This window comes from Rathayibacter sp. AY1E6 (genome assembly GCF_002931115.1).
Classification (GTDB): Bacteria; Actinomycetota; Actinomycetes; order Actinomycetales; family Microbacteriaceae; genus Rathayibacter.
Window position 1 is genome coordinate 86,589 of record NZ_PSVK01000010.1, and the last position, 9,862, is coordinate 96,450.

Consider the following 9,862-nt stretch of genomic DNA (forward strand, 5'->3'; position numbering starts at 1 on the left):
CCAGCCGTCCGCTCCCGGACGCCTTCTCCCTCCATCCCAGAGAGGCTCGACCGTGGCCATCGCCGCCGACTCCGACCGCCGCCTGTGGACCCTGCCCCTCGCGCGCGCCGTGATCGCGGCGGTCGCCGGCTGCGTCGTCACCTTCTCGCCCGACCACGGGCCCGCCTTCGGCCTCGCCGTCTTCGGCGGCTTCGCGATCGCGACCGGCGCCGTCTCGCTCGCCCTCGGGCTCCGCAGCTGGAGCGGCCGGGCCCGCCCGCTCGCCGTCGGCTCCGCGGTGCTCACCCTGGTCGCCGGAGTCGCGGCGCTCGTCGCACTGCCGGTCGCCAACCTGCTCTCCTTCGTCGCCCTCGTCGCCGGCTGGGCGCTGCTCTCCGGCTTCCTCGAGTTCTCGAGCGGCCGCCGCGGTCAGGGCCTCGCCGCCCGCGACTCCGTGATCGTCGGCGTCGGCACGATGCTCCTCGGCGCCGCCTTCGGACTCCTCCCGCCCCACCCCGTCGTCACCGTCGGCCTCCTCGGCGCCTACGCCGTGATGGTCGCCGTCTTCCTCGCCATCGCGGCGTTCTCGCTCAAATGGGCCGCCGGCGCCGACGCAGCCACCGGACACGATCCCGTCGCCCCCACGACACCGACCTCCGGAGGAGACCGATGACCGCCGAAGGCCAGCAGCCCGACCCCGCCTCTCCCGCCGACCGCGCCTCGGCGGCCGACGCCGCCCCGGCGCGCGACCCCGGCGAGTTCACGCCCCGCACGTTCCAGCCGACCCGTAAGGACCGCCTGCGCCCGCTCGAGCTCATCGGCTTCTCCGCGGTGATGGCGGCCTTCGTCGGCCTGGTCGTCATGCTCTCGACCCGCGAGCCGGTCGTCGCGCTCATCTCGTTCGGCGTCGCCTTCATCGTCGTGCTCGTCGCGATCGCCATGTTCTCGCTGACCTTCAAGCCGGACGAGGCCGAGATCGCGGACATCGACGAGCAGGACTCCGCACACTAGGCGAGGGACGGCTCCGCCGCTCCCAGTCGGCCGGGAGCACGCCGCGCGGGCGGATAGTCCCTTCCGCCGCGCATGCTGATGGAGCAGCCCGGAGGGCGTCTCGAGATCCCGCCTGCGCATGCGGGCGCCGCTTCCGCGTCGGTGGTCGCGCGTAGCGTGCGGAGGGTGGCGGAGGCGATCGGGCGGTGGTGGCAGCGGCGGCGGTTCTCGCGCGGCGCCGACGTCCCCTACGCGGTCGGCACCTACCGGGAGGCGTGGGCGTCCTACCCCGTCCTGGTGCGGCAGTACCGGCCCGAGTACAACGAGGGCATCGTGCTCAGCCAGATCCCGCCCGCGGCCGACGTGTACCTGTGCTGGCTCTGCGACGCCGGGCATGTCTTCGTCGCCACCCCCGAGGAGCAACGCCACCGTCCCGGCCGGGAGCGGCGCCGCTCCTCCTGGTGCCCCGACTGCGCCGAGCTCGCCTCGCCGCGCCTGCCCAGGGCCGCGCCGATGATCGGCGGCCGGCTCGCCGAGGTGCTCGCGCCGACGGCCGCCCCCGACGACGACTCCTTCGTCCTCCTGGCGCCACCCGCCGTGATCGCGCGAGGGCTCCCGACGTCCGTGTCACCCACCGGCCGCGGGTCCGCGTCACCCGCCGACCCGAGCGGATCCGCGCGCGCCGCGTCGTCGACTCCTCCGTCCGCTCGATCCACCCCTCCAGCTGCCGCCGCTCGGGCCGCGCTCCCGCCCGCCCCTCGTACCGCCGCCTCCGCCGTTCCGGCCGCGGTCCTTCCGCCGGGTGGGAGGTGGTGCGCATCCGCACGGGGAAGCTGCTGCCGCTCGGCCCCCACGACCTGGTCGCCACGGGAGTCACGGCCGCGCTGGCGGACCGTCTGGTCGACCGGCTCCGCGATGTCCGTGGTCCGCTGCTCGTCGACGCCTGGGGGCGCTGAGCGCGTCGTGCGGCGGCTGCGGGACGGTCCTCGGGGGACCCGTCCCCGGCGCGCCCTCCCCGGCGCTCCGTCCCGGTGTCCGGCTCGGCGGAGCGGGACCCGTGGATGCAGTGCCGGCGAGCGGGAACCGTCGAGTGGGAGCCGGCGAGTCGGAGCGGTCGAGTCGTCGCCGCCGGCTCGCAGCCGACGCGTCAGAGCCGCAGGGCCAGCGCCTCGCTGCGCCAGCGGCGGTGCAGGGCCCAGGGGTCGGGCTCCCCGGCGCGCACGGTCTCGATGTGGGCGTCGAGCGCGGGGCTGCGCGCGAACCACTCGGTGCGCTCCAGGCGCTCGTCGGCGAACTGGGCGTGCCGGTGCTGCTCGAGTGCTCGCCCGCCGCGCTCGAACGCGAGGAGCTCCTCGTGCCGGAGCCGGTGGAGGCGCTGCCGGGGATTGCCGCTGGTGCCGATCTTGATCCGCTCGCCGAAGCGGATGTAGTAGACGACGTCGACCCGGGGCGGCGGGAGCTCGCCGTCGGGAGCATCGCCGAGCCGCCACTCGCAGGCGGCGCAGAGCCAGGCGGAGGGGAGCCGGACGCCCAGGCGGGACCCGCACGCCGCGCACGGCGAGGGCAGGGCGTCGATCACGCCGTCCTCGCGGGCGACCCAGTCGTGCGCGAGCCCGAGGTGCGCCGCGCAGAGCGCGAGGGGGGCGCCCGTCTCGGCCGAGGAGGCGCACCCTCCGATCGCGCACGCTGACATGCCGCCGACGCTAGGTGCGACCCCCGACATCGCTCCGTCGTCGACCGCGCCGCCGCGAGCACGCAGGAGTCGGAGTGCTCGCGCTCGAGGACGGCGGCATCCGCGCGATCGCGGCCCGGCGGATCAGCTCAGGCGGTCGACCAGCGACGAGGCGAGGCCCGTGTAGCCGCCCGGCGTCAGCGCCAGCAGGCGCTCCTTCGCCGCGTCGCCGATGTCGAGACCCTGCACGAAGACGGCGAGGTCGTCGGCACCGAGGCGCTTGCCGCGGGTCAGCTCCTTCAGCAGCGCGTACGGGTCGGTGATCGAGGAGCGGCCGGCCGCCACCTCCGCACGGATCACGGTCTGGATCGCCTCGGCCAGCACCTCCCAGTTGCCATCGAGGTCGGCGGCGAGGGCGGTCGGGTCGAGGTCGATCTCGAGCAGGCCGCGGGCGATGTTGTCGAGGGCGAGGAGGGAGTGGCCGAACGCGACGCCGATGTTGCGCTGCGTGGTCGAGTCGGTGAGGTCGCGCTGGAGGCGCGAGGTGACCAGGGTCTGCGCGAGCGAGTCGAGCAGGGCGCTGGAGAGCTCCAGGTTCGCCTCGGCGTTCTCGAAGCGGATCGGGTTGATCTTGTGCGGCATCGTGGACGAGCCGGTCGCCCCGGCCTGGGGGATCTGCCGGAAGTAGCCGAGCGAGATGTAGGTCCAGACATCGGTGCAGATGTTGTGCAGGATGCGGTTCGCGTGCGCGGCCCTGCCGTAGAGCTCGGCCTGCCAGTCGTGCGACTCGATCTGGGTGGTCAGCGGGTTGAAGACGAGGCCGAGGGAGGTGACGAACTCCTCCGCGAGGGCGGGCCAGTCGGTGCCGGGGTCGGCGGCGAGGTGCGCGGCGAACGTGCCCGTCGCTCCGCTGAACTTGCCCAGGTACTCCGTCGCCTCGATCTGCGCGACGACCCGCTCGAGCCGGTACGCGTAGACGGCGAACTCCTTGCCCATCGTGGTCGGGGTCGCGGGCTGGCCGTGGGTGCGGCTGAGCATCGACTCGTCGCGGTAGCGGACGGCCAGCTCCCGGAGCGACGCGACGACCGAGCGCAGCTTCGGCAGCCAGATCTCGCCGACGGCCTGGCGGACCACGATCGCGTAGGAGAGGTTGTTGATGTCCTCGCTGGTGGCGGCGAAGTGGGTGAGCTCGGCGATGCGCTGCAGTCCCAGCTCCTCGAGCCACTGGCGGACGAGGTACTCCACGGCCTTCACGTCGTGGCGGGTGCGGGCCTCGAGGGCGGCCAGCTCGTCGATCTCGGGCTGGCCGAAGTCGCGGGCGCGGCGGCGCAGCTCCTCGGCGGTCGCCGCGTCGACGGGCTCGGAGCCGAAGAGGCGGCGGTCGGTCAGCGCCAGCAGCCACTCGACCTCGACGTGCACCCGCGCGCGGTTCAGCCCCGCCTCCGAGAGGTACTCGCCGAGCGACGAGACGGCACCGCTGTAGCGGCCGTCGAGGGGGCTCAGCGGCTGGGTGGGGAGCGAGGTCATGCGGTGGTGCCTTCCGGTTCTCAGGTGTCCTGCGCGAGGGCGGCGCGCGCGTCGGTGGAGTCGGGGCGGACCGAGCGGTTGCCGCGCAGTCCTGGTTCGATCTGGGCGAAGAGGGCCCGGCAGGCGCGCTCGATGAGCGCGAGCACCGAGTCGAACGCCGCCGCATCGGAATAGTAGGGGTCGGGGACGTCGCCCTGCGGGGAGAGGCCGGGCTCGAAGTCGAGCAGGCGGCGGATCTTCTGCCGGTCGACCTCGGTGCGCGCCCAGGAGCGCAGCGCGCGCTCGTGCCCGTGGTCGAGCGCGACGACCAGGTCGAACTCGGAGAAGCGGGACGGGTCGAAGAGCTGGGCGCGGTGGCGGCCCCCGTCGAAGCCGTGCCGCTCCAGCGCCGCGAGGGCGCGGCTGTCGGCGTGCTCGCCGAGGTGCCACTCGCCGGTGCCGGCCGAGCTGATCTCGATCGCGGAGCCGAGCCCCGCCTGCTCCGCCAGGGAGCGCAGCACCACCTCGGCCATCGGCGACCGGCAGATGTTGCCGGTGCAGACGAAGCACACGGCGAAGGCCGAGGGCGCAGGGGAGTCGGGGGTCACCCGCCCATCATGGCGCACCGTGGCTCCTCCACAGCAGGCCGATCGCGGCCGTCGTCCACCGATGGCGCGCGACGCCTCCCGGGCGGCGGCGGCGTGGCCGATGCTGACTGCCGAGCCCGCGGTGTCAGCCCTGACGGCGGCGGAGGAAGGGGCGCAGGAGGAGGCCGATGAACCAGTTCACCAGGGCGAGCACGAGGGCGCCGAGCACGCCCCACCAGAAGCCGTCCACGACGAGGCCGAAGCCGAAGAGGCCGCTGATCCAGGCGGTCAGCAGCAGCAGGAGGCCGTTGACGAGGAACGAGACCAGGCCGAGCGTCAGCACGTACAGGGGGAACGCGACCACCCGCACCACCCCGCCGACGACGGCGTTGACGACGCCGAAGATCACCGCCACCAGCAGGTACGTGAGGACCGCCGCTGCGGGGCCCTCCTCGTACGGGTCCACGCGCACGCCCGCCACGACCAGGGTCGTGAGCCAGATCGCGACGGCGTTGGTCAGGAGGCCGAGGAGGAGTCTGCTCATGCCTCCACTATCCCCGCAGGCGGGGCGGGCCGCGAGCCGGGGCTCAGGTGAGGGGCCCGCCGATGGTCGGCTCGGGCGCAGGAGTGCAGAGGCGGGGGTCGTCGGCGCAGGTCCGCGGAGGGAGCACCGCGGTGGGCTCGGGCTGCGGCAGGGGCTCCGCCGTCGGCTGCGGGGCCTCGGTCGGCTCGGGGGCGGGCGCGGGAGCCGGCTCCGGGACGAGCGGCTCGCGCGCCTCGATCACGGCGACGGCCAGCGGAGCGACCGCGGCTCCCGAGGCGAGAGCGCTCCGGAGCTGCTCGACCGCGTCGGTCAGCACCGCCCGCCGGGACGTCGATCCGCGACCGGAGGCGAGGGTCGACGTGGCGAGGCCGAGCACGCGCTCGGCCAGCGCCGTCCGCTGCTCCCCGGCCGCGGTCGTCGCGGTGGTGATGGCGTCGGCCGAGACTCCCTCGAGCGCTGCGTTCAGGGATCCGATCGCCACCAGCAGATCGGTGCGGGCCGCGCCCGCGACGGTGCCGTCGGTCGCGGTGAGGAGCGCGAGCGAGTCGTCCCGCAGCGCGAGGCCGGCCTCGCGCGCGGCGGTGTAGGCCGGGGGAGCGGCGACGTCGATGGACGTCTCGCGGAGAGTCGGGGTCGCCTGCGTGCCCTCCGCGGAGGGCGTGCATCCGGTGAGCGCGCCGGCGGCGACGAGCAGGGCGATCGCGGCCGTGGCGCCCCGGAGGAGCGGGCGCGCACCCCCGCGCCGCTCGGCTCGCCCTCGACTCCGCATCACTGCACCCTAATCGGGGGACGGCCGCCGTGGGCGCCGGTCAGTGGGGCGGTTCGCGCATCCGAGACCCGGGTCGGCCGCACCTCCGGGCCGCACCGGCGGCGCTCGACCGGTGGGAAGGGGGCCCGGCGCACACCCGTCGAGGGCGGGGGACGGCGCGCGCGGAACGGCGGGGCGCCCGCCGCCGCGCCGCCTAGCATGGGGCGGGTGACCGACCAGCAGGAGCCTCCCGTCCGCCTCCGCCCCGAGATCCTGGCGCTCCCCGCCTACAAGCAGGGCCGCGCGGCCGCCGCCGACGCCTTCAAGCTCTCCTCCAACGAGAACCCGTTCGACCCGCTGCCCTCCGTGCTCGCGCGGGTCCGCGAGGTGGACGACTTCAACCGGTACCCGGACGCGGCGGCGACCGCCCTGCGCACAGCGCTCGCCGCGGAGTACGGCGTCCCGATCGAGGAGGTGATCGTCGGAGCCGGCTCCGTCGCGGTCATCGCCCAGCTGATCACCGCGGCGGCGGGCCCGGGCGACGAGGTCGTCTACGCCTGGCGCTCGTTCGAGGCCTACCCCTCGCTCGTCACGACCGCGGGCGCCACCAGCGTGCGCGTGCCGCTCCGCGCCGACGACACCCACGACCTCGACGCCATGGCCCAGGCCGTCACCGAGCGCACCCGCCTGCTGATCGTCTGCAGCCCCAACAACCCCACCGGCACCGTCGCCACCGCCGACGACGTCGAGGCGCTCCTCGAGCGCGTCCCGGGAGACGTCCTCGTGCTCCTCGACGAGGCCTACGCAGAGTTCGTCGACGACGAGCGGGCCGTGGACGGCACCCGCCTTCTCGGCCGCTACCCGAACCTCGTGATCGCCCGCACCTTCTCCAAGGCGTACGGCCTGGCCGGCCTCCGCGTCGGCTACGCGATCGGCCACGCGCGGATCCTCGACGCCGCCCGCTCCACCGCCATCCCGCTCTCGGTCACCCGGTTCGCCGAGACAGCGGCGGTCGCCTCCCTCGAGCACCGCGAGGAGCTCCTCGAGCGCGTCCACCGCATCACCCGCCTCCGCGACGACCTCTGGCGGGCGCTGCTCGACCAGGGCTGGACGATCCCGGAGTCGCAGGCGAACTTCCTCTGGTTCGACACCCGCGAGGACACGGCGCGGGCCGCCGAGGTCTTCGAGCGCGCCGGAGTCGTGGTCCGCGCGTTCCCGCCGGAGGGGATCCGCGTCTCCGTCGGCGAGGCGCGCTCTGTCGACAAGCTCCTCAGCGCGGCGGCCGAGATTGTGGCTTCCCTCCCCGAGGGCCACCCCGCGAGACGGATAGGTTAGTCGGGTGGTAGCCACCAGCACGGAGTCGCCGACTGTCCAGTTCCTCTCCGCGGACGGGCGGTTCTCGCCGACCCCCGCGGCCGAGCAGTACGCCTCCTACCTCGACGGGGTGGACGAGGCGCAGCACCGCTCCTTCTACCGCGAGATGGCGGTGGTCCGCCGCTTCGACACCGAGGCCGCGAACCTGCAGCGCCAGGGCCAGCTCGGACTGTGGGTCCCGAGCCACGGGCAGGAGGCGGCGCAGGTCGGCTCCGCGTTCGCGATGCGCCCGCAGGACCACGTGTTCCCCTCCTACCGCGAGCACGTCGTCGGCAAGATCCGCGGCATCGACCTGCTCGGCGTCCTCGCGCTCCTGCGCGGCACGACGCACGGCGGCTGGGACCCGACCGACCCGACGAACGGGAACTTCCACCTCTACACGCTGGTGCTCGGCTCGCAGGCCCTGCACGCGACCGGCTACGCGATGGGCCTCACCCTCGACGGAGCGACCGGCACGGGCGACCCCGAGAAGGACGCGGCCGTCGTCGTCTACTTCGGCGACGGCGCCTCCAGCCAGGGCGACGTCAGCGAGGCGATGGTCTTCGCCGCGAGCTACCAGGCTCCCGAGGTCTTCTTCCTCCAGAACAACCACTACGCGATCTCGGTCCCCGTGGCCACGCAGTCGCGCAGCCCCCTCTACCTCCGCTCCTCCGGCTTCGGCATCCCCGGCGTGCAGATCGACGGCAACGACGTGCTCGCGAGCTACGCGGTCACCGCCAAGCACCTGCAGGACGCGCGCTCCGGCGGCGGTCCCCAGTTCATCGAGGCGCTGACCTACCGGATCGGCGCGCACACCTCGAGCGACGACCCGACGAAGTACCGCACCGACGACGAGCTCGCCTCGTGGGTCGCGAAGGACCCGATCACCCGCTTCGCCGCGTTCCTGCGGAGCGAGGGCGTGGAGCAGTCCTTCTTCGACGAGGTCGACGAGGAGGCGAAGGACTTCGCGTCCGACATCCGCCGCCGCCTCCTCGCCCTCGAGGTCCCGCCCACGGGCGTCATGTTCGACCACGTCTACTCGGAGCCGCACGTGCTCGTCGAGGAGCAGAAGGCGTGGCTGCAGCGCTACGAAGAATCGTTCGGAGGAGAGTGATGACGATCGACACCAGCACGACGGCCGCGCAGCCGCCCCTCACCGGGTCGCAGCTCGAGTCCATGTCCATGGCCAAGGCGCTCAACGCCGGCCTCCGCCGAGCGATGACGCAGGACGACCGCGTCCTCCTGATGGGCGAGGACATCGGCCCCCTGGGCGGCGTCTTCCGCATCACCGAGGGCCTGCACGCCGAGTTCGGGGCGAAGCGCGTGCTCGACACGCCGCTCGCCGAGTCCGGCATCGTCGGCACCGCGATCGGGCTCGCGATGCGCGGCTTCCGCCCGGTCTGCGAGATCCAGTTCGACGGGTTCATCTACCCGGCGTTCGACCAGATCACCTCGCAGCTGGCCAAGATGACCAACCGCCACGAGGGCGCGATCACCATGCCCGTCGTCATCCGCGTGCCCTACGGCGGGCACATCGGAGCGGTCGAGCACCACCAGGAGAGCAACGAGGCGTACTTCGCGCACACCGCGGGCCTGCGCGCGGTCAGCCCGTCGACTCCCAACGACGCCTACTGGATGATCCAGGAGGCCATCGCCTCGGACGACCCCGTCATGTTCTTCGAGCCCAAGAGCCGCTACTGGCCCAAGGGCGACGTCGACCTCAGCGGGTCCGCCGCGCCGCTGCACGCCAGCCGCGTCGTCCGCCAGGGCACCGAGGTCACGCTGGTCGGCTGGGGCCCGATGGTCGCCGTCCTCCTCCAGGCCGCCGAGCTCGCGGGCGAGGAGGGCACGAGCGTCGAGGTCGTCGACCTGCGCTCGCTCTCCCCGATCGACTGGGAGCCGCTGCTCGCGTCGGTCCGCAGGACCGGCCGGCTCGTCGTCGCGCAGGAGGCGTCCGCGAACGTGAGCCTCGGCTCCGAGATCGCGGCGACCGTCACCGAGCGCGCCTTCTTCTCGCTGGAGGCGCCGGTCCTCCGGGTCGCCGGCTTCGACACCCCCTTCCCGCCCGCCAAGGTCGAGAAGCTCTTCCTCCCCGACGTCGACCGCGTGCTCGAGGCCGTCGACCGCTCGCTCGCGTACTGACGCGCGCGACATCCGCCCGCACGAGCCCACAGGAGTCCCCCCGATGACAGAGCAGTTCCTCCTCCCCGACGTCGGCGAGGGCCTCACCGAGGCCGAGATCGTGGCCTGGAAGGTCAAGGTCGGCGACGAGGTGGCCGTCAACCAGGTCCTCGTCGAGATCGAGACCGCCAAGTCGCTCGTCGAGCTCCCCTCGCCGTTCAGCGGCACCGTGGTCGACGTGCTCGTCGACGAGGGTCAGACGGTCGACGTCGGCACCGCGATCATCACCGTCCAGGCCGGTGCCGGCTCGATCGGCTCCGAGGTGCCCGCGATCCCGGCCCACCCCGCGCAGGCCGCCACTC

Annotated in this window: 12 protein-coding genes; 7 read left to right on the plus strand and 5 right to left on the minus strand. The window is 73.8% G+C overall.

Annotated features, from left to right (window positions below; translation table 11 throughout):
- Positions 1-52 precede the first annotated feature (52 nt).
- The 3 genes from C5C46_RS10280 to C5C46_RS17360 all read left to right on the plus strand — a co-directional run bounded on the left by C5C46_RS10280 (position 53) and on the right by C5C46_RS17360 (position 1,925).
- Positions 53-652 (plus strand): DUF308 domain-containing protein, encoded by a 600-nt coding sequence (locus tag C5C46_RS10280; RefSeq protein ID WP_104226627.1) that lies wholly within the window; start codon positions 53-55, stop codon positions 650-652.
- Positions 649-990 (plus strand): hypothetical protein, encoded by a 342-nt coding sequence (locus tag C5C46_RS17260; RefSeq protein ID WP_258059435.1) that lies wholly within the window; start codon positions 649-651, stop codon positions 988-990. The genes C5C46_RS10280 and C5C46_RS17260 overlap by 4 nt, the downstream gene beginning before the upstream one ends.
- 788 nt (positions 991-1,778) lie before the next feature.
- Positions 1,779-1,925 (plus strand): hypothetical protein, encoded by a 147-nt coding sequence (locus tag C5C46_RS17360; protein WP_308471130.1) that lies wholly within the window; start codon positions 1,779-1,781, stop codon positions 1,923-1,925.
- A 191-nt stretch (positions 1,926-2,116) separates the two neighbouring features.
- On the opposite strand, the gene C5C46_RS10295 is transcribed toward C5C46_RS17360, so the two are convergent.
- The 5 genes from C5C46_RS10295 to C5C46_RS10315 form a co-directional block, all read right to left on the minus strand.
- Positions 2,117-2,662: a GIY-YIG nuclease family protein gene (locus C5C46_RS10295; protein WP_104226628.1), complete on the minus strand. Its 546-nt coding sequence runs from the start codon at positions 2,660-2,662 to the stop codon at positions 2,117-2,119.
- A 123-nt stretch (positions 2,663-2,785) separates the two neighbouring features.
- Positions 2,786-4,168, minus strand: a complete 1,383-nt coding sequence (purB, locus tag C5C46_RS10300; protein ID WP_104226629.1) for an adenylosuccinate lyase — start codon at positions 4,166-4,168, stop codon at positions 2,786-2,788.
- A gap of 20 nt (positions 4,169-4,188) precedes the next feature.
- Complete coding sequence (locus C5C46_RS10305; protein ID WP_181065755.1) at positions 4,189-4,755, minus strand: low molecular weight protein-tyrosine-phosphatase; 567 nt, start codon at positions 4,753-4,755, stop codon at positions 4,189-4,191.
- Positions 4,756-4,879: 124 nt separating this feature from the next.
- Positions 4,880-5,278 (minus strand): phage holin family protein, encoded by a 399-nt coding sequence (locus C5C46_RS10310; protein ID WP_104226630.1) that lies wholly within the window; start codon positions 5,276-5,278, stop codon positions 4,880-4,882.
- 43 nt (positions 5,279-5,321) lie between these two features.
- A complete protein-coding gene (locus tag C5C46_RS10315) occupies positions 5,322-6,047 on the minus strand; it encodes a hypothetical protein (RefSeq protein ID WP_146078979.1) in 726 nt (241 codons plus the stop codon).
- Positions 6,048-6,245: 198 nt separating this feature from the next.
- On the opposite strand from C5C46_RS10315, the gene hisC reads away from it, so the two are divergent.
- The 4 genes from hisC to C5C46_RS10335 all read left to right on the plus strand — a co-directional run.
- The gene (gene hisC, locus C5C46_RS10320; RefSeq protein ID WP_104226632.1) at positions 6,246-7,361 is read left to right on the plus strand and encodes a histidinol-phosphate transaminase; all 1,116 of its coding nucleotides are present in this window, start codon (positions 6,246-6,248) and stop codon (positions 7,359-7,361) included.
- Between the two features lie 4 nt (positions 7,362-7,365).
- Complete coding sequence (locus C5C46_RS10325; RefSeq protein WP_104226633.1) at positions 7,366-8,493, plus strand: thiamine pyrophosphate-dependent dehydrogenase E1 component subunit alpha; 1,128 nt, start codon at positions 7,366-7,368, stop codon at positions 8,491-8,493.
- Positions 8,494-8,555: 62 nt separating this feature from the next.
- Complete coding sequence (locus C5C46_RS10330; protein ID WP_181027250.1) at positions 8,556-9,521, plus strand: alpha-ketoacid dehydrogenase subunit beta; 966 nt, start codon at positions 8,556-8,558, stop codon at positions 9,519-9,521.
- Positions 9,522-9,564: 43 nt separating this feature from the next.
- Positions 9,565-9,862: biotin/lipoyl-containing protein (locus C5C46_RS10335; protein WP_308471131.1), on the plus strand; the 298-nt coding region annotated here is incomplete at its 3' end.

Coding starts and splice junctions, on each gene's coding strand:
- purB (WP_104226629.1), bottom strand. CDS start 4,168: ATGACCTCGCTCCCCACCCAGCCGCTGAGCCCCCTCGACGGCCGCTAC.
- hisC (WP_104226632.1), top strand. CDS start 6,246: ATGGGGCGGGTGACCGACCAGCAGGAGCCTCCCGTCCGCCTCCGCCCC.
- C5C46_RS10310 (WP_104226630.1), bottom strand. CDS start 5,278: ATGAGCAGACTCCTCCTCGGCCTCCTGACCAACGCCGTCGCGATCTGG.
- C5C46_RS10315 (WP_146078979.1), bottom strand. CDS start 6,047: ATGCGGAGTCGAGGGCGAGCCGAGCGGCGCGGGGGTGCGCGCCCGCTC.
- C5C46_RS10330 (WP_181027250.1), top strand. CDS start 8,556: ATGTCCATGGCCAAGGCGCTCAACGCCGGCCTCCGCCGAGCGATGACG.
- C5C46_RS17260 (WP_258059435.1), top strand. CDS start 649: ATGACCGCCGAAGGCCAGCAGCCCGACCCCGCCTCTCCCGCCGACCGC.
- C5C46_RS10295 (WP_104226628.1), bottom strand. CDS start 2,662: ATGTCAGCGTGCGCGATCGGAGGGTGCGCCTCCTCGGCCGAGACGGGC.